Source organism: Gammaproteobacteria bacterium (assembly GCA_016716465.1).
In the GTDB taxonomy this organism is placed as follows: Bacteria; Pseudomonadota; Gammaproteobacteria; order SZUA-140; family SZUA-140; genus JADJWH01.
Map to the genome: position 1 here is coordinate 193,939 of JADJWH010000006.1, position 22,405 is coordinate 216,343.

Below are 22,405 nucleotides of genomic sequence, written 5' to 3' on the forward strand. Positions count from 1 at the left end.
CGATCAACGAACCAGGCACGGGCGCATCCAGGTGGATCATCTGATGAGTACCTACTCCCGACTCCCGGTCACCTTCGAACGCGGCGAAGGGGCCTGGCTGTGGGATACCCGGGGCAACAAGTATCTTGACGCGCTGAGCGGCATCGCCGTGTGCGGGCTCGGTCATGCGCACCCAGCCGTGAGCGCGGCGCTGTGCGAGCAGGCGGGCCGCCTGATCCACACCTCCAACCTGTACGGCGTGGCACTACAGGAACGGCTGGCCGACGCGCTGACCGAGGTCGCCGGCATGGATCGCGTCTTCTTCTGCAATTCCGGCGCGGAATCCGTCGAGGCCGCCATCAAGCTGGCCCGCCTCTACGGTCATCAGCGCCAGATCGCGCAGCCCGCGATCATCGTCGCGGAAAAGAGCTTCCACGGCCGCACCATGGCCACCCTCTCCGCCACCGGAAACCGCAAGGTGCAGGCCGGATTCGAGCCGCTGGTGCAGGGCTTCATCCGCGTGCCCTACAACGACGTCGAGGCCCTGCACGCGGTGGCGCGCAACTCGCCGCAGGTGGTCGCCGTGCTGGTCGAGCCGATCCAGGGCGAGGGCGGCATCAACATCCCCGCCGACGATTATCTGCAACACATCCGCGAGCTGTGCGACCGGCACGGCTGGCTGATGATGCTCGACGAGATCCAGACCGGCATGGGGCGCACGGGACGCTGGTTCGCCTACCAGCACCACGCTCTGTACCCGGACGTCATCGCGGTGGCGAAGGGCCTCGCCAACGGCGTGCCGATCGGGGCCTGCCTGGCGCGCGGCGCCGCGGCCGACGTCTACCAGCCGGGGAATCATGGCTCCACCTTCGGCGGCAACCCGCTCGCCTGCAGCGCCGCGCTGGCGGTGGTCTCGACCATGCGCACCGAGCGCCTGACCGAACGCGCGGCGAGCCTCGGGCAACGCCTGCTCGACGGTCTGCGCGCGACACTGGCCGGCTGCGAACTCGTCGCGGACGTCCGCGGCCGCGGACTGATGCTCGGCATCGAACTCACGCGGCCGTCGACCCACCTGCCGGCGATCGGCCTGGAGCGCGGCATCCTGTTCAGCGTGCAGTCGGAGAAGGTGATCCGCCTGCTGCCGCCGCTCATCATCAGCGACGCCGAGGCGGACGAGATCGTCTCCCGTATCGGCGCCCTCGTCCGGGAAGAGGCGGCGCGCGCCGCCTGATCGCGTCCACACGCGCATGACCCCGCCCCGTCATTTCCTCACGCTGCTCGACCTCGACTCCGCGCAACTGCTGGGCCTGATCCGGCGCGCGCGCGAACTGAAGGCGATGCAGTACCGCGGCGAGATCTACGAACCGCTCAAGAATCGCGTGCTCGGCATGGTGTTCGAGAAATCCTCGACGCGCACCCGGGTCTCGTTCGAGACCGCGATGATCCAGTTCGGCGGCGGCGCCATCTTCCTGTCCCCGCGCGACACCCAGCTCGGACGCGGCGAACCGGTGGAGGACACGGCGCGCGTGCTGTCACGCATGGTGGACGCCATCATGCTGCGCACCAATACCCACGAGATGCAGGAGCGCTTCGCCGCGCATTCGCGCGTCCCGGTCATCAACGGCCTGTCCGACCTGCATCACCCCTGCCAACTGCTGGCGGACATGCAGACCTTCTTCGAGCTGCGCGGCGACATCCGCGGCAAGTCCGTGGCCTGGATCGGGGACGGCAACAATATGTGCCACTCCTACATCCATGCCGCGCGCCGCTTCGGTTTCCAGCTGCGCATCGCCTGCCCGGAAGGCTACGACCCGACCATCCTGGACGACCGCGACAACGCGGCCGTCGTCCGGCTCGGACGGGACCCGCTGGCGGCGGCGGACGGCGCCGATCTCGTCGTCACCGACGTCTGGGCCAGCATGGGCCAGGAAGAAGAGGCCCAACAGCGCGAGCAGGCCTTCGCGTCCTTCCAAGTGAACGCCGCCGTGATGCGGCGCGCGCGCCCCGACGCGCTGTTCATGCACTGCCTGCCGGCGCACCGCGGCGAGGAGGTCAGCGCCGAGGTCATGGACGGACCCCGGAGCGTGGCCTGGGAGGAGGCGGAAAACCGCCTGCATGCCCAGAAGGCACTGCTCGAATTTCTGCTGGTCAAGCCGGTCTGAATCACGTAGGTTGGGCACGGTGCCGTGTTCTCGTAGCCCGGATGGAGGCGCACAGCGCCGGAATCCGGGAGCAGATTATCCCCGGATTCCGCTGCGCTTCATCCGGGCTACGACAATGAGCCCAACGCCGGTCAGGGTGGTGGGGAGCCGGCTGATTCACGTAGGGGGGCGGCCAGCGGAAACAGGTCATGCATTCGGTGGGCACAAAAAATACCGTGCCCACCCTACGGATTGATCACCGAAGCACAGTTATGCAGGTTGGGCTGACAACGTGAAGCCCAACACGAGAGAACTGCAGGCGGATTCTCCCACACACAAATATGACCCGCTCATTTCCATACCCCGGATTCCATCCGCAACCCGGATTATCCTGAACCGATGCCGCGGCAACTGGAAATCACGGACCTGGAGTGCCGCTACGGCGATCATACCGTCATCGACGGGCTGACCCTGGCCATCGAACGCGGCGACATCGCCTGCCTGCTCGGGCCCAGCGGCTGCGGCAAGACCACCGTGCTGCGCGCCATCGCCGGCTTCGAGCCGGTCCAGCGCGGCGAGATCACCCTGAAGGGCGCCGTCGTCTCCCGCCCGGGACGCCTGACGGCCCCGGAGAAGCGGCGACTCGGCATGGTGTTCCAGGACTACGCCCTGTTCCCGCACCTCAACGTCCACGACAATGTGATCTTCGGCCTGCGCGGCCGGAGCAAGGCGGAACAGCGCAGGGTCGCCGGCGAGCTGCTGGAGGTCATCGGCCTGTCCGGTGCCGAACGGCGCTACCCGCACGAACTCTCGGGCGGGCAACAGCAGCGCGTCGCGCTGGCGCGGGCGCTGGCCGTCAACCCCGATCTGATCCTGCTGGACGAACCGTTCTCCAACCTCGACGTCGAGCTGCGCGAACGGCTCGGAAAGGAGGTCGGCGAGCTGCTCAGGTCCCGCCACATCACGGCCCTGCTGGTGACGCACGACCAGCAGGAGGCCTTCGCGCTCGGCGACCGGGTCGGCATCATGAAGGATGGGCGCCTGATCCAGTGGGACACGCCGTTCAATCTTTATCATCAGCCGGCGAACCGCTTCGTCGCGGGATTCATCGGCAATGGCGTCTTCGTGAAGGGCATGCTGACGGCGGCGAACGCCGTCCAGACCGACTTCGGCGCGCTGCGGGGACGGCAGGCCTACCCCTGGCCCGTGGGCACCGCGGTCGACGTCCTGCTGCGTCCGGACGACATCGTCCCCGACCCCGAGGGCGAACTGCGGGCCGAGATCGTCCAGAAGGCGTTCAAGGGGGCGGAGATACTCTACACCCTGAAGCTGGCCACCGGAATCCATCTGCTGTCCCTGTTCCCCAGTCACCGCGACCACGCGGTCGGAGAACAGGTACGGTTGCGGGTGTGCGCCGAACACGTGGTCGCGTTCGCCGCCGAGTGACGGCGGGACGGCAAGGCTGATCGGGGGACGTAGGTTGGGTTGAGCAAAAGCGAAGCCCGACATCGTCGGAAATCGGCTCGTTATTCGTTGGGCTTCACTGCGTTCAGCCCAACCTACGAGAACGCGTGGTAGCCCGGATATGGCGCAGTGGAATCCGGAAATCGATCGGAACATTCCCGGGCCGGCGCAAGGCCAGCCCGGGGAGTATCAAACCTTCAGGGCAGCTGCGCGGAGAGATATTCCGCGACCGACTTGATCTCGTCCTCGGAGAGCTTCTTGGCGATGTCCGCCATCATGCCGCCGGGATCGTTCTTGCGGGTGCCGGCGCGGAAATCGTTCAGCTGCTTGGTGATGTAATCGCGATGCTGACCGCCGATGCGCGGAAACTGCGTGATGTTGGCGGCCTTGCCCTTGCCGCGCTCACCGTGACAGTGGACGCAGCCATAGACGCCGGACTGCGCATTGCCGTCATTGAACAGCTTCTCCCCCTTCTTCGCCAGGTCGGCATTGACCGGCATCAGGGGGTCCTTCGCCATCTTCTTGCTGGCGAAGAAAGCGGCGATGTCCTTGGCATCCTCGACGCTGGCCACCGTCGCCGCCATGCCGGCCATGGTGTCGTTATTGGCGCGCAGGCCGCTCTGGAAATCCCTCACCTGCTTGACGATGTAACCCGCGTACTGACCCGCCAGGCGCGGGAAATCGGCGGCGGGACTGTTGCCGTCACCGCCGTGGCAACCCGCACAGAGGGCGGCCTTGGCTTCACCCGCGGCGGCATCCCCGCCCTCGAACGCGGCGAATGCGTTTCCAGAGCCGATCGACAGCACAGCACCCGCCAGCACCCCACTGAACACAACGCGCATCTTGGCCATGAAATCCAATTCCATAATTTTACCCGCCTGTTTTTATAGATTATTGGACCGGTATCCTCTGTCGGGACACTTCTGGCATAGCCCTTGACGAGAATAGGACCCTCCGAGAGCTTACAAGGATAACACAATCATTTCCCAAGAAAAGTCATTGTGGGAGCGGACACGCGGCCAGCGCCCGGCGTCCCGGGGCGGGCGCTGGCCGGGGCCAAACATATTTCGCGTCAGTAGCTTGCGGCCGGGGGCTTCATGCCGGGGCGCGGCCGGAAATCCTGGCGCGCACGAGCACGACCAGCGCCGACACGATCAGGCCGAACAGCAGCCCGAGGAGGATGAGCGGGACGCGCCGGGAGAGGAGATCTCTTGCGGGGGCACGGCCGGATCGATCACCTTGAAGGCGTATTCATCGAGCGATTTCGCCACCATGATCTTCTTGATCTTCGCCTCGATCAACTGATAGATCGCCTGCTGCATCTCGACCAGGCTGGTCTCGGCGAGCTGCTCCTTCAGGTAGGTGATGCTGGTCTCCGCCTCGCGGATCGCCTCCGCGCGCCGCTCGGCGTTGATCCTCTGCACCAGGCGGTTGGCCCATTGCGCCGCCAGTTCCGGATCGCGCCACTCGATCGCCAGGGTCACCAGTCCGGTCTTGACGTCCTTGCTGACGAAACGCACCTTGCGGTTGAACGTCTGATAGGCGTCCCACGCCGTCGGGATCTCCGCGTCCGTCTTCCAGGTCCCGCGCGCGCCGTCCCAGCGTTCGGAGAAGAGCACGGGCATCAGCTTCTCTTCGCGGATGAAGGCGTCGGTGAATACGCGCGAGCCCAGCGCCGCCAGCGCCTCGGCCGACGCGCCGCCGGCGCCGATCCCGGCGAGATTCTCCAGCGCGCCGAGCTGCAGCAGGGGACTGGTCGTCTTGTCCGAGTTCTCGACCGGAACGAGCAGGGTCTCGGCGCGGTAGACCGGCGTCGCCAGGAAGGCGAAGGCCGCCGCCGCCGCGACGGAGAGAACGGTCAGGACAGCGATCAGGGTGCGCCCGGCGACGAGCGCGCGCCAGACGTCGGCGAGGTCGATCTCCTCGTCTTCCTCGCGGTAGAGATTCGGCGCCGGATAGCGCTGGCGGGTTTTGTCATCCATCAAGCCGCGTCCAGGAAGTGCCGCCGACCCATGATTGCCAGCGTAGAGACGGTCCGAGGCTCAGAACACGCCGACGACGTCGAGGCTGGCCGCAGTGAGAGCGAGCTGATACAGGATCTGACTGACGCTCGTGATCAGCTTGAGCTTGCTGAGCCGCTCGAGCTTCATGGGCACCACGACCGTATCACCCGGTCCCATGACGATCTTGCCGCCGAACCAGCCGGGATCCGGGCTCACCGACCCATCCGCATGGATGACGTAGATCGCCTTCCCGTTGCCGCTTTCGGTGACGTTTCCGCTCAGACGGACATAGTCGTCACGACCGAGCCTGGAATTATAAAGATGCGACGTCGGGTTGTACACTTCGCCGATCACGGTGACTTCCTCGGGCTTCTGCGGTATGTACAGCCGATCGCCGACGTTGACGGAGATGTCGTAGTCTTCCTCCCGCAACAACTGCTCGAGATCGATCACCACGCGCCCGGTCGCGCGCGCGGCGTGGAGCTGCTTGAGCAACAGCCCTCCTTCGACGACCGCCACCTCGCCCTCGTCGGGCTTCATGTTGGCCAGCTCGTGCTCGAGACGGAGCGCGAGCTGGTCGAGGGAGTCCTGCTCGCGCTGGCGCACCGATTCGCGCAGAAAGACCGCGGCGCGCGGATACGCCTCGGCCGTCAGCCCGCCGGCGCGGCGGATGACCTCGGACAGCTTGTCGCCGCGCGCCACCGGATAATTGCCCGGGAAACGCACCTCTCCCCTGAGCTCGATACTGCCGGCCTCGTCCCAGCGCGGGATGCGGCGCACGATCACCTGATCATAGGCCGCCAGCGTCATGTCGGCGGCGGCCGATCCCCCCAGCACCGCGGCGAGATCGATGTCGTGGCGCGACATCACGCGGCGGTCGCCCGCCACGATGTCGTGCCGCGTCAGTTCCAGCGCGAGCGTGTAGGCGCGATCGGTGAGACCGCCCGCCGCGCGCAGCAGATCGCTCACTCGCATGCCGGGCGAGAGGGGGTACTGCCCCGGGTGATGCACCGTGCCGTCGATGCCGACCATGTGCAACGGACGGCCGGGCGAGGATTGCGCCTCGCTCAGCGCCAGCAGCGGCCGGATCGTGGCGGCGCGGTCCTCGTCGAGGGCAAAGACGCGGATCTCGTCCCCCGGCTGCAATTCGGGATTTCGCGCCGCCTCCGCGCCGCTCAGGGCCGCGGCGAGATCGGCGTCGAGGAACTCGGTGTTCCGGCTGACCGGATCATGGCGCATGATCAGCAGGTAACGCGCGTCCGCCCTGGGTTGCAGGTCGCTCAGCGCCGGGATGAGGTCCGTGAGGCGCATGCCGGAGAACCACTGATAATCGCCCGCCCGATTGACGTGACCCGACAGCGTGACGGCGCCGGTGAGCCGATCCAGCACGGAATCGACCCGGACCAGGTCCCCGTCGCGCAGCTCGGTCCGCCTGTCCTCCGCGCGCGTCAGATCGAGGTCGAGCAGGATGCGCTCGTGGTCGGCTCCGATGCGCTCGATCCGGGCCTTGCGCGGGAAGGCCTCCGGCAGCAGCCCGCCCGCGAGCCCGATCAGGTCCTCGACGGTCTTCTCGTCCTTGAGCTCATAGATCGCCGGACGGCGCACCGCTGTCCCGCGATGCCGACCTGCCTGCCGCTCGGCGGCACGAAGATCCATCGCCCGGCAGCAGGCGCGCGTCGCCGCGGGTGTCACCGCGCAGCAGCAGGTCATATAAGATCCAGCCGGGAGACAGGGCCTTCCTCCCGCTTGAGCTGGATGTCGCGCAGGCTGCCGACCGGCGTGATGCCGCCGCTCACGAGCAGGGCGTTGGTCAGGGTGGACATCCCGCTGACCACGTACGACCCGGGCGTCTGCGCGTCCCCCAGCACGAAGACGCGGATGGAACGGATCCGGCCCAGGGTGACCGATGCGGTCACGCCGCTGAGTTGCCGCTGCACGCGGGTCTGGATCTCGTCCTGCAGGCGCGAAAAGGTGAGTCCGACGACCGACAGCGGGCCGATGCCGGGAAACAGCAGCGTGCCGTCCCGGGTCACGGTCAACTCGTACTGGTTGTTCTCCTTGCCGAACAACTGGACGATCACGCTGTCGCCCGGCCCGATCAGGTAGTCGGCGGAAACCGGGATGTTGACCGCCGGAGAGAAGGTGGTGGGCGCGCCGCTGAACAGATCCAGTCCGAACAGCTTCAGCTCGGGATCGATCGGCAGCCGTTGCACCGCGATCACGCGTCCCGCGAGCCCGGGCTCGACCGACAGCCGCTCGACCGCCTCCCGTTCGTTCAGGCCCGCGAGTACGACACGGCCGGCATCCGGCAGCACGACGGCCCCCGCCTGGTCCAGCCGGTAGAGTCTCTTCTCGGCGGCGGCCCCCGCCTCCGCCGCGAGCGGGGTGCGCAGCGTGAGCAGCAGCGTATCCCCGCGCAAGGACCGGGAGTCATCGGCGGCATGCGGGCGCGGCGCGGCATCGGATGGCATCACGGCCGCAGTCCGGGATTCTCCCACCGGCTGTGGCGCGACGGTCGCCGGCGCGGACGGCATCGCGAGGGCGCGCGCCGCCGCCTGGCGCTGCTCGGGGGAGAGCTGTTCAAACTGCTGTCTCAGCTGGTCCGCGCCCGGCAGCGCGTCGGCCGCCTGCGCCAGTACGGCGGACAGGCACAGCACGCTGGCGGACAGCAGGCGCGCGCGCAACCGTCGATCGATCATTTCATCCTCATGGCATCGCTCATGGCCCGTTCCCGATCTCGCGCAGCATCGTCCCTGCGCGCATCGGACGGCGCGCGCGGGCGGACTTTCCGGCTACCGCGCCACAATACCAGATCCGGACGTGGAGCAAGAGACCGCGGCGGGGACCGCGTCAGTTCCGCAGCGTGGATTTTATCAAGTCGCAGGTCTTGCGCAGGTCGTTGGTGACGAGCTCCAGGCACAGGCTGTGGCCCGCCACTTTCACCGCCGCATCCAGCCCGTAGCGGGCATGGGCCAGCAGGTTCAGGGCATTGCTGTAGATCCGGGCGCCGGCTTCACCCTTGGAGATCGGCCTGACCTGAGGATCGCCGATCTCCGGGTCGTAGCGCAGGAAGAATATCGCCGCGAGCGGAGCGGGCTCCCGGCCCCAGTCGCCCGGGAAGCTCTCCACCGGCACATGCAGGGTGTAGGAGGTGTGCAGGGTCTCGCCGGGCAAGCCGAAGGGTTCGGGAGGCTCCGCCTTCAGACACAGTGCGTGGGGATAGGGATGCACTTGCAGGGTCCCGGTATGGATCGGGGCGAGTTCGTCGCTCAGATAGCGGAATCCGCTGTTGATCAGCGCCCAGGTGGTGGTCGATTTGCCGCTGCCGGAGGGCGCGACCAGCAACAGTACGCGGCCGTCGTATTCCAGCGCCGCCGCGTGCATGAACAGGAGGTCCTGCCGCAGCTTCTGGACCTCCATGGTCATGTGCTTCTCGAAATAGTAGAGCAGATCGTACTCGTCCTCCGCCGTCTGCGCGAGTTCGCCGGCGAAGAGGAGTTCGAACCCGGAGGGATCCAGGGGATGAACGGAGTACTCGAGAACGGGATCGGGTATCGACCCGGTGACAAAGGCGCTGTAACCCTTCAACAGCAAGCCATAAGAATAAGGGTCCGCGCAGCGGACCCTTATTCCGACTTCCAGAATGCGGAGGCTCAGTATCTTCAAGAAATCAGAGCGGGTTCGTCCGAATCAGGCGAGATACCAAGTAACAAGAAAGCTACTTAGTGCTTCCTGCTCTTCTTGTCGTATTTCTTCTTGCTGTACTTGTCTTCTTTCTTCTTGCGCTTCTTCTTGTCGTAGTCCTTGTGGTGCGACCCCTGACCGGCCAGCGCGGGCGTAGCCGACATCGTCATGATGACCGGAACCACATAGGCGGACTTCTTCAGAAAATCACGCCGGGAATTGCTTTGCACATCACTCATTTTCCAACCCTCCGAATTACCGCGTCCTGCGCACTGCATGTCCTGATCATGTATCTCAATCTGTTTTGATCAACCCCAAGTCGAGTAACTGCCTGATAACATTCTCCACATCCGTTCGCGCCGATGCACCGTCGATTCCATAGTTCTCGGCAAACAGCTCCGCCAATCTATCAACCGACATGTTTCCGTCACACAACTCCCAGATGAAACTTGCCGTGGGATTTAGCTGATGTATATGATTGCTATCCAGATCCAGAATCAGAGTTTCTTCATCAACCGATTGAACCGTTAAGTTTTCACGTTTGCGATACTGCATTCTCTCCCCCGAGAAAACCGCTTTCAGTCTACTAAAACAGGGGGGAAACAACAATCGGCGACCAGAGAAACGGTTCGAAAGACCGCGTCCCTTTACTCACGAAAATCCCCCCCGGGCCGACAACCAGCACATACCCTGGAATATCTTAATTTATTGATCGGATTATATTTACCCTATTTTGAATTGACCTGGATCATGTCCAAGCCCAGTAATACCCCCTATGTGCGGGAATTGCCCGCGGCCGAGGCCCTGCTGCTGGCCTGCGCGCGCTCGGCGATGACGCCGGCAGAACTCATCCGGGCACGAGAACTGGCGGCGGGCGTTGACTGGCATGAAGTCGAAAGACTCGCGGAAGATCACGGCGTCGGCAGCCTCGCATATCGGAACCTGCGGCGTCATTTCGAAGACATGGCGCCCGCGGAGATGATCGAACGGTTGAAAATCCTTTCAATCGCCACCACCCAGTCCAACCTCAGCCTGCTGAAGGAGGTGCTCTTCACGGTGCGGCTGGGTGCGCAGGGTATCGAGTGCACCGTCTTCAAGGGCCTCATCACGACTCAACTCGCCTATGGAGACTTTTCCGCCCGCAAGTGCGGCGATATCGACCTCCTGGTGCCGGAGTCCGACTACCCCCGGGCCAAGGAACTGTTTCTTGCCGAGGGATTCCTGTCGACCATGTCGGACAAGGCCGAGATTGCCTGCCTGCAGTCGGGCCTGTGGCATGAGGACCGCCGCCTGAAAATCGACCTGCACTGGGGAATTCCGCCGCGTGAACTCGGCATCCATGCCGGCGAGATCCTGAGAAACCGCGCGTATACCACCCTCGGGGGAATGAAAATACCGACCTTTTCAAGGGATGACATGTTTCTCATCCTGTGCGTGAATGCCACCAAGGAATTCTGGGAGCAACGGCTCTACGCCTACTGCGATATCCCCGAATTCCTGCTGCATCATGCAGATCTCGACTGGGAGCGGATCACCGGTCGCGCGCGCGCGCTCCGGTGTGAACGCATGCTGATGGCGGCACTGGGGGTCGTTCACACGCTCTACGACATGCCCTTGCCCGCCCTGATCGCCGCGAGATTGCGCGAGACCCCCTCGGTCCGGCGCGTGATCGATGAATTGCTGGAACAATTATTCAACCTCAACCCCGCCCGTGCCATCGCGGGGGGCGGGGATCGCCATCTCTATTTCTTCCGCTCATCCCCCGACTACTTCGCCGCCCTGATCGACAACCCCGTCCGTCGCTTCTATTACAAGAAGGTGCTCCGCCACGTCCTGAGCGTCACGCCCGAGGCGGAAGGGGAAGACGCGGCGCGGTCGGCGCACGTCATGATACTGCTCCTGAAGAAACTCTACCGGAAGATCACCAATCAGGCGTGATGCCGCGGTTCAATAGCCGGCGGTGAAATCCGGCCCGCCAATCACTCCGCGCTCCATCAAACCGTAGAGATCTCCCGGCGAAGCCACCATCTGCCCCCCGTCCCGCAGCCAGGGCGAGATCGACAGACTGGCGCTCTCCTGCGTATCCATTGTCAGCATGGAACTCAGCGGAATGCTCACGAACACCCCCTTGTCCCGATACGGATCTCCCGGGCTTCCCGGCCCGGTTTCGTCATGCGCGTCGGTAATGGTGTACCAGGCGCCGATCTCCACTCCCGAACCAAATCTGCGCTTCAATTCGTAACGGATGCCCTCGTCCCTGGCGAGGAATTGCCCTACCCGAACCGTGCCCGTCAATCCATACCCGGGCCAGCGGTAGTGGCCCGACAACAGAGTGGTGAGTACTGAATAATCCCGGAATGCAAGATTGTCCCCCGGGTCGCGCTGCCTGAGGCCATCCATCGCGAGATCCACGGCCCAGGTTCCGTCTCGAGACAAGTACAGGAGCTGACCGCCGATACCCCCGTACATCTCCTCATAGTATCCGGCCGACACCCGCGCGTTCACGCGCCCGGGCAGATCAAGATATTTATTCACCAGCAACGAATCGAGGCTCAGCCGACCGCCCTGTTTGTATTCGGCGATATCGGAACGCACATGGGGAAGCAGGCTGTCGGACTCCACCGCCGCGTCACTGACATCCTCATAGATCTGGATCCGGCCCGCGGCAGAGAAGAACAGGCCCTCACCGAAATGTTTCCTGTAGCCGAGCAGGGAAAACACGTCATAGTGGAACGCGCGGCCGGGATCGGTGCGCGTGATATTGAACAGAAAATTCAAGGCCAGCGGGCTGAAGCTGAATTCATCCTGAGCGTAGCGTCCCCCGCCCTGGTCGATAATCGCTACGGGCTCTGCGTCCTCTGCCTGGCCGGATCCGGTTGCCTCATCGAAATCATCCCGAACCGAATCATCGGGCGGCACATCCGCGTAGACGACATCAAGCCCTGGCTCCAGTTGCTCCCAGGGGAGCGCGTCCGCCAGGTATTCACGCAACAGCGGAATATCCCGGAACTGATAGGTAACTACCGGCAGGTCGTTCGCGGTATAGGTCACGTTCACGGCCGCCAGATCGCGGGGGCCCTCCTGAACCAGAATGCGAGCGGCCCGAACGACAGCGCGACGGACCGAAGATATGCGGGGATGCGTCACACTGGCGGAGACGGCGTTTCCACGCAATGTGACCCGTATGTTCTGGAACCCCTCGCGCTTCAATCCATCCTCAAGAGACCCCGCATATCGCCCGTCGACGCTCCAGGCCTCAAGATCTGTCTGTGGCAACGCCGAGGCCGGCACAGGCGCCGGCTCATCGATCTTCGGGATGAATTCGCGCTCCATCAGAGGGATCGATACGTAGGCATTGAAACCGACGTCACCATCCTGCGAGGCAATCTGAGCGCCTAACCAGCCGTATCGATATTCGAGCCCCAACGTGGCGCCGCCCGCCCGTGACGCCGCCCCGGACGACTCAGCCCGGTAGTCGCGCGAATAATCATTCGCGTCGTATTCAGCCACCAGGCTGAAACGCCCGCCTCGACCCAGGCGATATCGTATTCCGCCAAACCATCCGTCGATCCGGTCATCGCCATATCCAAGCGTGAGATCGGCGTTTCCGAGCTGCTTGCCGAGAGCAAGGAAGCGGGCCGAGAACAGCCGGGTACCGAGGTAGTCCTGTATCCCGACGGCCGCCTGGGGCAGTGGTCCGCGCTCGCGGAACAACAACAATTTGGCGTCGAAGGCCTTATCGCGGAAATCGCCCACGTTGGCGTCGTCTTCAAATACCGGGATGCCGTCGATCGTGGTGTATCTCGCCGACACCTCGACCCGGGGCAGGAGGGTCACGCTGCTCCAGATCGCGGAATAGGGAGAGTCGTCGCTGATACCGATGCGGAACCCGCCGTCTGGCGCCAGCCTCGCATCCGGCATGTGGATAAGACCGGTCTGACCCAGCACCGAGGGCTCGGCGAGCACGCTCACGTGCGGCAGGACAAGGGGCGCCGGAAGCAACAGGACCTGGGCGAGAAACCGGCGCAGACGGGAATGCATTCGGAGTCCGTGCCCGTCGATCGGGTTAAGGCAACAGAGCCGGTCTCTGTCCTCTCATGCCGTGCCCGGTCGTCCCGTTCATTATTGTCCGTGCGAAGAGGTACTCGAGCTGCCGCCGCTGCCGGCCAGGACACCCAGCAGGACGGCAACACCGGCCCCGATCAGGACCTGGTTTCGGGAAACCCCGGCCGATCCGGTCGTGTCTTCCTCGGCCACAACGGTTTCCTCAGCCTCGGCCAGCGGGGGCTGCGCCGGCGCGACTGGCGGCTCGGGCGCCGCCGCCGGCGCCGGGGCTGGCGCGGGCGGGGTTTCCGCCTTCTCGGGTTCGGGGGCAGATTTGATGATGCCGATGGCGGCCGCCAATTTCAGTTCAGCGGCGCCGCCAGGCGCGGGGACACAACCGGCCTGGGCTGCGGCTGAGCGTCGTGCTCCTGCGCATAAACCCAAACCGGCAAAGACAGGGCCATGACGATTCCAGCTCCAAGGCACAGTTTTGGCACGTTCATGGTCCCCTCTGAAAAATCGGCATCTTCCGCATCACGCCCGGGACACCGCGGATCATCTCAAGACGACGTAGCTCATCATACCGGCTCGGGGAGCCACATGCCACACGGCGCCGGGCGAACCCGTCAGTTATAGGTATGCAGCATCTCGGTGATCTGGACGCCGTCCGGCCCTTTTTTTACGTGGAAAACCACCTTGCCGTCGACCGAGGTCACGCCCTGGCCATTCTTCAGGACGACATTGGCCTGAAAGTCCCCCTCTCCCTTCAGCCCGTCGCCGGAATCCTGCTCCCACCGCAAGCGGCTGATCGTGAAGCTGCGCCTCTCGCTGAGCTGAAACAGTTCCTGATAGTCACGGGCAATGCCGGCCCTGTCGTTCTGATCATTGGTGCTCGCGTCTTCCGCGAACAAACCTACCAGGGTACTCAGGTCCCCGGCTTCATAGGCCCGGGAAAAGGTCCCGGCGAGCCGGTCCAGTTCCTGAATGGTGATGCTATTGTCCTGTCGCGCCGACGGCGGCGCAGGCGACCGATCCGCGGGCGGGGACGCAGGGACGCTCGCCGCCGAGGGCCGCGGCTCTGCGCTGGCCGTCCGGCTCGATTCCTCGGCAGGTTTGGGCGGCGTCCTGGGCGCGACGGGCCTGCCGGGCGTCGTCTGCGTCACCGGGACCCGGTTCGTTTCCTGTGAAGGTACCGTCGTCGGCGAGGCCACCGGATCATCCGCCTGCAGCTGCTGACGAAGCGATTCCAGCTTCCTGGCGGGCGAATCGCCGGCACCACCGGCACCCGTCGGCGGCGCCTTCGCCCTGGCGGCCGGCTCCGGCGAACCTGCCGCGGCAAGCCGGTCTCCGGAGGCGCGGTCTGCCCGCACGGCGGCCGCGGATCCGGCGGCCGCAACGGATTTATTGTCCACCACCGGGGCTACGGGCGCAGCCGCCGCCCGCGGGGTCTCCGGCGCCGCTTCCTGGGGCAGTCCGCTGTCCGCCATGGATGGCGGAGACATATCCTTCAGCTCCATGTCGGGCCCAGACGGCGCCCCTTCTCCCTGGCCGACATCCGCTGCTGGAGGGGTGCGAAGCTCTAGGCTGCCGGTGACCTTCTCACCGGAAACGGAAGAAAGACCCAAATCCTGTTCGGAATCATCCGGGGCGCGGTTTGGAAGCACGATGAGATAGACCACGACCACCAGGATCACGGCGCCCACCAGCGCGATCGTCGATTGATCCAGGGCGAACACGCGCCGCTGCCGCGCCCCCCCCGGCGTCTCACTTGCGGTGGCGACGGGAGCCGGGCCCGCGGGCACCGCCTGGACATTATCAGGAGGCGGGATATCGACCGGATCGGCGGGCGGCTCCGATGGCGCGACCGGGTCCGGGACCGTCTCGACGACGGGTATGGAATCCGGGGCCTGCGACGCGCCGACTGGCGCATCTGGTGCATCTGGCGCAGCCGTTGCCTCCCTGACCGGCGCCGATTCCTCGTGCAACGGCATGGAGGCTTCCGGCTCGGGCGCCGCGGCCGGGCCATCGTCGGGGTATGACAGCCCGCCCGACTTCTGCCCCAACTCGGTCTTGAGTTCATCGGCGACGACTCTGACCGTCTCCCGCGTGAAGGCGTGAAGCTCCTCCAGATACCCGTACAGCAACAGCCGGTTGCAGAATGTGTTGATACGCCGCGGCACCCCGCCTGTCTGGGCAAAGATTTCATCGTGGGCGTCCGCGGAAAAGGCGGGGTCGCCTTTCCATCCCACCAGCTTCATCCGGTGCTCGATGTAGCGCCGGGTTTCCTCCTTCGTCATGCCCTGCAGGGTGTAAGTGGTGATGATATGCTGGCGGAATTCCTCCATTTCCGGTGACTTGAGGGTGGCGAGCAGCTCGTTCTGGCCCAGCAAGACAACCTGCATCCCCGGCACGCCTTCCGCGTGGATGTACGTGAGCGTCAACAGCTCGTTCAAAGAGCGCTTTGGAAGATTTTGCGCCTCGTCGACGACCAGGAGCACGCCCTCATTTTTCATGGCCTGTTGCTGGAAGAACTTCGACAGGCCCTTCAAAATCCCCGCCTTGCTCTGCGGTTCATGAGTCAGCTTGAAGGCCGCCGCCACCATGTGCAGGAAATCATCGGGCTCGAGTTGAGTCGAGACGAGCTTCGCTACCACGATCCGCTTGTCCCGGATCTGGCTGATCAGTTTTTCGAGCAGCGTAGTCTTGCCGGCGCCGATGCTGCCGGCGATGACGATGAAACCTTCCTTTTGCTCCAGACCGTAGCTCAGGTAGGCCAGGGCGCGCTTGTGACCGCCGCTTTCGAAGAAAAACCTGGAATCCGCGCTCAACCGGAAGGGCTTTTCCCTAAGCTGGTAAAATTCCTCGTACATTGAGTCTTCAAAAGTCCTTTCTATTCAACCCGAATTGCCGCAAGGGGCCTATCCTGGAATCCCGCTTGTTGTATAAACTAACTGAACACATGCCGTTCTGTTTGTAATGCAAAACTCGCACCTGACGACGGCAGGATCATGAAAATTCTAGCACGGCGGTTATAATCCAATGTATAACAATAAGTTAATTTATTACCTCACCGCTTCGGACGTCAAATGCACGGCCCGTGGCCAACTGTCCTCGCTGGCGCGATGCGCCACCTGAGCAGAGAATTTCCGCCGGCAGCCGGGTCAGACTGACCGCACGCTGATCATCCCGTCATCCCGATTCAAGCAGCCGCGCCCATGCTGATACTCGTCACGGAAAAACCCTCGGACAACGCCTACATCGAGTCCCTGTTGGATGCCTACAAGGCGGCCGGGCACTCGGTGATCGGCGATGTCACCAATTTTTTCCATTCCAACGTGGTTCCCGATGTTTTGCACATTCACTGGCCGGAGCGTTTGTACGACTGGTACCCGCATAGAGGCGGCGATCCAGAGGCGTGGCGCAACCTCATCGAAGCACGCCTGCGATGGTATCGGGAAAACAAAACCATCATTGTCCATACCGTGCACAACCTGCAACCGCACGAGTCCCGCGTTGCCGACAGCACGTCCGTGTTCAGCCTGGTCATCGCCTACGCGGACATCCTCGTCCATCACTGCAGAAATTCGATCCAGGAACTGACCGGGCGCTTCCCCGCGGCTCGCCACAAGCAGAACATCGTCTGTCATCATGGGGACTACCTGATAAATTTCCACGAGATAGACCGTCTCGAGGCACGCCGCCGGCTGCATCTCCCGGAAGACGGCCTGATCATCCTCAACTTCGGAAAACAAAGGCCGTACAAGAACGAGCCATTCGTGATCTCCGCGCTACGAAAGATGCGATACCCCGATAAATGCCTGCTGATTGCCGGCGAGTTCGTCTACCCGCCCGCGGGCACCATGCGACGTGCGCTGCTACGGCTGAAAAATCACGTTCGAGAGTCACTGCCACGAGACTCGGTACGCTTTATCTACAAGAAGTTCAACGAGGAAGAAATGGCCGCTGTCCTGTGCGCCGCCGATCTGCTCTTCCTCGGTCAGCACCGCGCGCTCAACTCCGGCATCTTACCGCTCGCCGCCACCTTCGCCAGGCCGGCCGTCTACCCGGACACTGGCTGCTTCCGTGAATCCATGGAGGGCTGGTGGGGCGAAAGTTTCACTCCGGGCGATCTCCAGGATGCCGCCGAAAAGCTGGACCGGGTGTGCGAGTCGCTGTCCCGACAGGATTTCCAATATCCCCGCAATAGCGCCTGGCTCGAGAAAAACTCCTGGAAGAGACATGCGGGGGCCATTCTCGACTGCATCGACAACCTGCCTCTGCCGTCCAGTAATGGCACCAATGTTGCTTAATAGAGTCACATGGGCATCATACTGATGTTGCCACGGATACAAAACGGAGACCGACGCTACATGACCAGGCTGTTACCGGCGCCACTCACCGTGATTGCCGCCTTGGCCGCGTTTCCCGCGCAAGCGGTCACGGTCGAGAAGTTCGACCCTTATGCATTTGTCAATGTACGACTGGATGACAATGTCTTCCGGGTCGTCGATGACGCGGAAGCCATCGCCGTGACCGGGGGCACCAAGAAGGACGATGCGATTACCACCTACGGTTTCGGCCTGGCTTCCCGCCTGGACCTAAGCCGGCAGGCGATTGAGCTGAATGCGAACATCAACCAGACCAGTTACGATTATTTCAATGAACTCGATCATACCAACGGACGCGCAAAGGCCAACTGGCTGTGGAAGGTCGGCAACCTCTGGTCGGGCAGCCTGTCATCCGAATACCAGCGCGAGCTGTCATCCTTTCTGGAACTGGACGAGTACGTGCTGGATATCGAAACAACCCGCGTCCAGGGCTTTAATGCCTCCTACCACTTTCATCCAAGCTGGTGGCTGACCGCCGCTCTCTCGGACAGGAAACTGGAGCAGCAGCAACGTCCCGATCTTGAGCGCACCATCACCTCGAACTCAGTCGAGGTCCTGTACCGATCGGGCGCAAATACCCGCATCGGCGTTCGCGCGAGGTCTACAACGGTGGACTACCTCAACTCACAGCTCGTGGGCGGAACGCCGACCAATAACGATTACGACCAGACCGGATACAGCGGGGTGCTCTACTGGGAGGCCACGGGGAAATCGAGCCTCAATGCCAGCCTCGGCCGGGACAAGCAACGCTACGACGAACTCACGGACCGGGACAATCAGAACCGGGTGTGGCGAGTCGATTATGAAAACAGGATCACCGGAAAATCGACCCTCAATCTCAGCAGCTGGCAGGAGCACGCGTCGCGCTCCGAGCTGACGAACTCCTATTTCACGCGCGGCATGCGCATCGACGGCGACTGGGATGTGACCGCCAAGGTCACCGTCACCGGCGGATTCACCCGCGAGAACATCAGCTACGAAGGCCTGTCCCGTGAAGACGATACCGACTGGATGAGCCTGTCGGGTCGTTATAACCTGACCAGAAATTTCGGAATAACGTTTGGATACGTGAAGGAAAACCGCGACTCGACCATACAGTCCTCGGATTATCAGGACACTCAATGGACCCTCGGCATCAATGTCTTGCTGAAGAAATGACCGCTCGCGGGGGAATCCCCGCCTCTGCGCGGGCCGGTATGACGCCTGGCGACTCCGCAGCCACCTTGACGCAACTGACCGCACGACACCTGCATGACACATCCCCCAAAGATCTCCATCGTGACGCCCTCATTCAACCAGGGCGCCTTTCTGGAAAAAACCATCGACTCGGTATTATCGCAGGGCTACCCGAATCTCGAATACATCCTCATCGACGGAGGCAGCACTGACGACAGCCTCGACATCATCCGCAAGTACGCACCGCATCTTGACTACTGGGTCAGCGAGAAGGACCGCGGCCAGAGCCATGCCATAAACAAGGGCTTCGCCCGGGCGACGGGCGAGATCATGAGCTGGCTGAACTCGGACGATTATCTGGAGCCTGACGCGCTGAACACAGTCGCTTCGTACGCTGCCGCCCATCCTGATGCCGGCGCCTTTGTCGGCACAGGCCGGAAAATCACCGTAGGCGGGGAGATTACCTATCTGAAAAAACCGGGGGAACTGACATTCGAGCGCTTTTGTCAGTGGCTGGAAGGCGGAAACTTCATGCAGCCCTCATGCTTCTTCCGCCGTTCCGCCTGGGAGGCCGCAGGCCCGCTCGACGAGAACATCCACATTGCGCTCGACGTCGACCTGTGGCTGAGAATGGTCAAGCACGTCAGGTTCCAGGCCATCGACGCATTGCTTTCGACGGCTCTCGCGCACGAAGGCGCCAAGACGACCGCCTTCCGAAACAGGATGATCGTGGACTGCTCACTCACGGTTATCCGGGCCGGAGGGGAACCTTACGTCAGGAAACATCTGGACAAACTGGCTGACCAGTTAACCGAATACCAGGGCTTCTACTCGCGGCTCGCCGCGAATCCCGTAGTCAGATTGGTCAAACCCCTGTTGCGCCCGTTCGTCAAGAAACCCCGGTAGGTTACCCGAACCGTCCTACTCGCCGGCGTGCCTGCTGGGCCGCAGACCCGAGAGCAGCATATTCACCTGCTCCTGAATCTCGTCGATCCTGCGCATCAGCTCGATGTGATCGTCTCCCTGCTGTCGTGTCGCGATGTCGTCCAGCGCGCGCAATTGCTCCTCGACCTTCTGCAGACGCTCCAGTATCATCGCGGTTCGATCGTCGCCGTACTCGTTCGGGCGGGGATTACCTGAACGCGTCCCGGCGGATGGCGCGGACTGCTCCAGCCCCCTTCCGCCAGGGTCATTCGACCGGTGCCTTGATTCGAACGTAACCACCTTGCCCGCACCTTCCGTGAGCGTCTGCCCGGTATCCGGCCTGGGCGAATCCATCTCAACGGCGGGCTCCATCGCCGGCGTGATCATGGAGATTTCATTCCTGATCTCCTGGTCGGTCTTCCAGACCTCCGCCTCGCCGAGTTCATTCAGTTCTTCCAGGTATCCGAACAGAAGCAGTCGTTCGCAAAGCTGGTTGATTCGTCTCGGTACGCCGCCGGTGATTGCATGGATCGCTGCAAAAGAGGATTCATGCAGCCGGGGGATTCCCTGCCAGCCGGCCAAACGAAGACGGTGCTCGATGTAGCCCCGGATCTCATCGATACCCAGCGGGTTCAGGTGATAGGCCGCGATCACGCGCTGCCTCAACTGCTCCATGCCGGGCGACTGCAGGGTGCCGCGCAGCGCGGGCTGTCCGATCAGATAGGTCTGCAGCAGGATGCGTCCTTCCAGTTCGAAGTTGGACAACATACGCAACTCTTCCAGGGAACGCGTCGAAAGGCCATGCGCATTATCGACAATCAACAGCAGCCGCCGGCGCTCCCGCGCCTTCCTGGTGAAAAAATTTTCCAAATCCCTTAATAACGCGGCCTTGTCCTTTCCCTCGTGCGGGATCCCGAACGAGGCGGCGACCATGTGGAGCATCTCGTCAGGATCCAGTTGCGCGGCCCCAAGGTGCGCCGCCACCACGTTCTCCTTGGCGAGTTCGACCAGCAGGTTGCGTGCGAGCAGGGTCTTGCCCGTCCCCATATCGCCGGTGATGACAACGATACCTTCGCCTTGCTGCTGGCCGTAACGCAGATAGGACATCGCCTCGTTATGACCCCGGCTCCCGAAAAAGAACTTCGGATCGGGATTGAGCGCGAACGGCTTGACGTTGAGTTTATAAAATTGCTCGTACATCAGACTCTTGTTTCACTTAAACCTAAACTGTGCCTACTAAGTTAACGGCAGCCGGCACGGATACGCAAGCATAATCCGGGGAATTTCTCATTCTCCGCCAGCGCCTTCGCCCTGTCCGGCACCCGCACTGGCGTCAGGGCCGCTCCGGGAACCCACCACGCGGGCCGGGACTCCCATGGCGATCGCCTCGGGGGGAATGTCACGGGTCACGACGGAACCCGCGCCGATGACCGCTCCCGCGCCGATGCGAACGCCGTCGAGCACGATCACCCCGTAGCCCAGCCAGGCATCGTCACCCACGTGGATATCGCCCCTGGACACCAGCGGCTGCTCGCGGATCCTGACCCCGGGCACAATGGCGTGGTTGTAGGGATAGAAGGCGCAATTCGAGGCGATTTCAACCCGTTTTCCGATGTACACCGACCCCTTGCAGCCGATGATGCTGCAACGCGGCTGCACGTGCGTTTCCTCGCCGATGGAAACGCCGCCATCATCGCATGTCTCGATGACGATATCGCTGTACAAGGCGACCCCGTCACCCAGCCGGACTTCGCCGCCGGTCTTCGCATTGTAAATCACCACGCGATCCCCGATGTAGACGTTGCGCCCCATCACAAGCCGGTCGTGGTGGACAGCCGCGGACGGAGACACGAAGCCCCTGACGTTGAGCCTGGCCAACCGCACCTGCCCCTTATAGGGCGGTACGAACAGAGTCGCCAGCCGGGACGCGACGCGGCCTGTGGGCGTTAACCCTGACCGCTTCACCCAGAACGACGTCCACCGGCGCCTCAACTGAAACATACTGCCTGCCCTATGTCGCGAATCGCGGACCGGACGGCGGGGCACGTTCCGGACCAAACTCTGCCGGCAACGCCATCGAACGGTGATACTCCGTGCAATTCATGGCATTCACCCTCTCCGGACACCGTCATCGATATCCAAACGCCGTCAGTATCCCGGACAGATGGGAATTGAGATATTCGACGGTCTCGTCCTTGAGTTTGCGCCGATGGTCCCCCGGCGTCACCTGGCGCCTGTGCTTGCCGGTGTCTTCCTGCTTGACGCGCTTCCCCTGGTCCGCCTCTGACAGCAGGCGGTCTTTCAGCGCCGGGCTTATCCGCCACTGGCAATGCGCTATCAAGCGGTCCAGCCACGCGGGGAAATCGGCGAGCATATCCTCGTACTTCAGGATGCACACGGCAGGCCCCGTCCGGCTGATATCGAGATACTGCTCCATCCGCCAGCGGGCATTCTCAGTCATCTCCACGACGTATTCGTCCACGGTCATTTTATTCAAGCGCTCCCTCAAGGCGAGGAATTCCTGCGCCTTCTCCTCGGACTTCGGGACGGCGTGGCTCTTGCTGTAGGAATAGTAACCGGATACCAGCACATCCCTCGGATC

Annotated in this window: 20 protein-coding genes; 7 read left to right on the top strand and 13 right to left on the bottom strand. The window is 63.1% G+C overall.

The window, feature by feature from the left end; all coding sequences use genetic code 11:
- Positions 1-43: 43 nt before the first annotated feature.
- From IPM20_13265 to IPM20_13275, 3 genes are all read left to right on the top strand, one after another.
- The gene (locus tag IPM20_13265; protein ID MBK9132584.1) at positions 44-1,210 is read left to right on the top strand and encodes an aspartate aminotransferase family protein; all 1,167 of its coding nucleotides are present in this window, start codon (positions 44-46) and stop codon (positions 1,208-1,210) included.
- A gap of 16 nt (positions 1,211-1,226) precedes the next feature.
- Positions 1,227-2,141: an ornithine carbamoyltransferase gene (argF, locus tag IPM20_13270; protein ID MBK9132585.1), complete on the top strand. Its 915-nt coding sequence runs from the start codon at positions 1,227-1,229 to the stop codon at positions 2,139-2,141.
- 378 nt (positions 2,142-2,519) lie between these two features.
- Complete coding sequence (locus IPM20_13275; protein ID MBK9132586.1) at positions 2,520-3,566, top strand: ABC transporter ATP-binding protein; 1,047 nt, start codon at positions 2,520-2,522, stop codon at positions 3,564-3,566.
- 215 nt (positions 3,567-3,781) lie between these two features.
- Here the strand turns inward: IPM20_13275 and IPM20_13280 are convergent, their stop codons facing one another.
- From IPM20_13280 to IPM20_13310, 7 genes are all read right to left on the bottom strand, one after another.
- The gene (locus IPM20_13280) at positions 3,782-4,435 is read right to left on the bottom strand and encodes a c-type cytochrome (GenBank protein ID MBK9132587.1); all 654 of its coding nucleotides are present in this window, start codon (positions 4,433-4,435) and stop codon (positions 3,782-3,784) included.
- Positions 4,436-4,738: 303 nt separating this feature from the next.
- On the bottom strand, positions 4,739-5,566 hold the full coding sequence (locus IPM20_13285; protein ID MBK9132588.1) for a hypothetical protein: 828 nt from the start codon (positions 5,564-5,566) through the stop codon (positions 4,739-4,741).
- Positions 5,567-5,626: 60 nt separating this feature from the next.
- A complete protein-coding gene (locus IPM20_13290) occupies positions 5,627-7,297 on the bottom strand; it encodes an SLBB domain-containing protein (protein ID MBK9132589.1) in 1,671 nt (556 codons plus the stop codon).
- On the bottom strand, positions 7,294-8,286 hold the full coding sequence (locus IPM20_13295; protein MBK9132590.1) for a polysaccharide export protein: 993 nt from the start codon (positions 8,284-8,286) through the stop codon (positions 7,294-7,296). Before IPM20_13295 ends, IPM20_13290 begins: the two co-directional genes overlap by 4 nt.
- A 151-nt stretch (positions 8,287-8,437) precedes the next feature.
- Positions 8,438-9,181, bottom strand: coding sequence for a hypothetical protein (locus tag IPM20_13300; protein MBK9132591.1), 744 nt, complete (start codon positions 9,179-9,181; stop codon positions 8,438-8,440).
- A 128-nt stretch (positions 9,182-9,309) separates the two neighbouring features.
- Entirely contained in the window at positions 9,310-9,510 is a 201-nt protein-coding gene (locus IPM20_13305; GenBank protein MBK9132592.1) for a hypothetical protein, read from the bottom strand.
- A gap of 55 nt (positions 9,511-9,565) precedes the next feature.
- Positions 9,566-9,826, bottom strand: coding sequence for a PqqD family protein (locus IPM20_13310; GenBank protein ID MBK9132593.1), 261 nt, complete (start codon positions 9,824-9,826; stop codon positions 9,566-9,568).
- Between the two features lie 195 nt (positions 9,827-10,021).
- On the opposite strand from IPM20_13310, the gene IPM20_13315 reads away from it, so the two are divergent.
- Positions 10,022-11,209, top strand: coding sequence for a nucleotidyltransferase family protein (locus IPM20_13315; protein MBK9132594.1), 1,188 nt, complete (start codon positions 10,022-10,024; stop codon positions 11,207-11,209).
- Between the two features lie 9 nt (positions 11,210-11,218).
- On the opposite strand, the gene IPM20_13320 is transcribed toward IPM20_13315, so the two are convergent.
- From IPM20_13320 to IPM20_13330, 3 genes are all read right to left on the bottom strand, one after another.
- Positions 11,219-13,312, bottom strand: coding sequence for a YjbH domain-containing protein (locus IPM20_13320; GenBank protein ID MBK9132595.1), 2,094 nt, complete (start codon positions 13,310-13,312; stop codon positions 11,219-11,221).
- Between the two features lie 81 nt (positions 13,313-13,393).
- Entirely contained in the window at positions 13,394-13,675 is a 282-nt protein-coding gene (locus IPM20_13325; GenBank protein MBK9132596.1) for a hypothetical protein, read from the bottom strand.
- Positions 13,676-13,941: 266 nt separating this feature from the next.
- Positions 13,942-16,185: an AAA family ATPase gene (locus IPM20_13330; GenBank protein MBK9132597.1), complete on the bottom strand. Its 2,244-nt coding sequence runs from the start codon at positions 16,183-16,185 to the stop codon at positions 13,942-13,944.
- A gap of 345 nt (positions 16,186-16,530) precedes the next feature.
- Here IPM20_13330 and IPM20_13335 point away from each other — a divergent pair, with 345 nt between their 5' ends.
- The 3 genes from IPM20_13335 (at position 16,531) to IPM20_13345 (ending at position 19,785) form a co-directional block, all read left to right on the top strand.
- The gene (locus IPM20_13335) at positions 16,531-17,625 is read left to right on the top strand and encodes a hypothetical protein (protein ID MBK9132598.1); all 1,095 of its coding nucleotides are present in this window, start codon (positions 16,531-16,533) and stop codon (positions 17,623-17,625) included.
- Positions 17,626-17,685: 60 nt separating this feature from the next.
- Positions 17,686-18,861, top strand: coding sequence for an outer membrane beta-barrel protein (locus IPM20_13340; GenBank protein MBK9132599.1), 1,176 nt, complete (start codon positions 17,686-17,688; stop codon positions 18,859-18,861).
- 93 nt (positions 18,862-18,954) lie between these two features.
- On the top strand, positions 18,955-19,785 hold the full coding sequence (locus IPM20_13345) for a glycosyltransferase (GenBank protein MBK9132600.1): 831 nt from the start codon (positions 18,955-18,957) through the stop codon (positions 19,783-19,785).
- Positions 19,786-19,800: 15 nt separating this feature from the next.
- On the opposite strand, the gene IPM20_13350 is transcribed toward IPM20_13345, so the two are convergent.
- The 3 genes from IPM20_13350 to IPM20_13360 form a co-directional block, all read right to left on the bottom strand.
- Complete coding sequence (locus IPM20_13350; protein MBK9132601.1) at positions 19,801-21,003, bottom strand: AAA family ATPase; 1,203 nt, start codon at positions 21,001-21,003, stop codon at positions 19,801-19,803.
- A gap of 87 nt (positions 21,004-21,090) precedes the next feature.
- Complete coding sequence (locus tag IPM20_13355; GenBank protein ID MBK9132602.1) at positions 21,091-21,615, bottom strand: acyltransferase; 525 nt, start codon at positions 21,613-21,615, stop codon at positions 21,091-21,093.
- Between the two features lie 316 nt (positions 21,616-21,931).
- A partial coding sequence (locus IPM20_13360) for a sulfotransferase domain-containing protein (protein MBK9132603.1) occupies positions 21,932-22,405 on the bottom strand: 474 nt, incomplete at its 5' end.

What these genes read in the sequence shown, in the direction of transcription:
- IPM20_13350 (MBK9132601.1), bottom strand. Translation starts at nt 21,003, where the DNA reads ATGTACGAGCAATTTTATAAACTCAACGTCAAGCCGTTCGCGCTCAAT.
- IPM20_13295 (MBK9132590.1), bottom strand. Translation starts at nt 8,286, where the DNA reads ATGATCGATCGACGGTTGCGCGCGCGCCTGCTGTCCGCCAGCGTGCTG.
- IPM20_13355 (MBK9132602.1), bottom strand. Translation starts at nt 21,615, where the DNA reads ATGGGGCGCAACGTCTACATCGGGGATCGCGTGGTGATTTACAATGCG.
- IPM20_13340 (MBK9132599.1), top strand. Translation starts at nt 17,686, where the DNA reads ATGACCAGGCTGTTACCGGCGCCACTCACCGTGATTGCCGCCTTGGCC.
- IPM20_13345 (MBK9132600.1), top strand. Translation starts at nt 18,955, where the DNA reads ATGACACATCCCCCAAAGATCTCCATCGTGACGCCCTCATTCAACCAG.
- IPM20_13320 (MBK9132595.1), bottom strand. Translation starts at nt 13,312, where the DNA reads ATGCATTCCCGTCTGCGCCGGTTTCTCGCCCAGGTCCTGTTGCTTCCG.
- IPM20_13285 (MBK9132588.1), bottom strand. Translation starts at nt 5,566, where the DNA reads ATGGATGACAAAACCCGCCAGCGCTATCCGGCGCCGAATCTCTACCGC.
- IPM20_13265 (MBK9132584.1), top strand. Translation starts at nt 44, where the DNA reads ATGAGTACCTACTCCCGACTCCCGGTCACCTTCGAACGCGGCGAAGGG.
- IPM20_13280 (MBK9132587.1), bottom strand. Translation starts at nt 4,435, where the DNA reads ATGGCCAAGATGCGCGTTGTGTTCAGTGGGGTGCTGGCGGGTGCTGTG.
- IPM20_13275 (MBK9132586.1), top strand. Translation starts at nt 2,520, where the DNA reads ATGCCGCGGCAACTGGAAATCACGGACCTGGAGTGCCGCTACGGCGAT.
- IPM20_13305 (MBK9132592.1), bottom strand. Translation starts at nt 9,510, where the DNA reads ATGAGTGATGTGCAAAGCAATTCCCGGCGTGATTTTCTGAAGAAGTCC.
- IPM20_13310 (MBK9132593.1), bottom strand. Translation starts at nt 9,826, where the DNA reads ATGCAGTATCGCAAACGTGAAAACTTAACGGTTCAATCGGTTGATGAA.
- IPM20_13290 (MBK9132589.1), bottom strand. Translation starts at nt 7,297, where the DNA reads ATGACCTGCTGCTGCGCGGTGACACCCGCGGCGACGCGCGCCTGCTGC.
- argF (MBK9132585.1), top strand. Translation starts at nt 1,227, where the DNA reads ATGACCCCGCCCCGTCATTTCCTCACGCTGCTCGACCTCGACTCCGCG.
- IPM20_13335 (MBK9132598.1), top strand. Translation starts at nt 16,531, where the DNA reads ATGCTGATACTCGTCACGGAAAAACCCTCGGACAACGCCTACATCGAG.
- IPM20_13315 (MBK9132594.1), top strand. Translation starts at nt 10,022, where the DNA reads ATGTCCAAGCCCAGTAATACCCCCTATGTGCGGGAATTGCCCGCGGCC.
- IPM20_13330 (MBK9132597.1), bottom strand. Translation starts at nt 16,185, where the DNA reads ATGTACGAGGAATTTTACCAGCTTAGGGAAAAGCCCTTCCGGTTGAGC.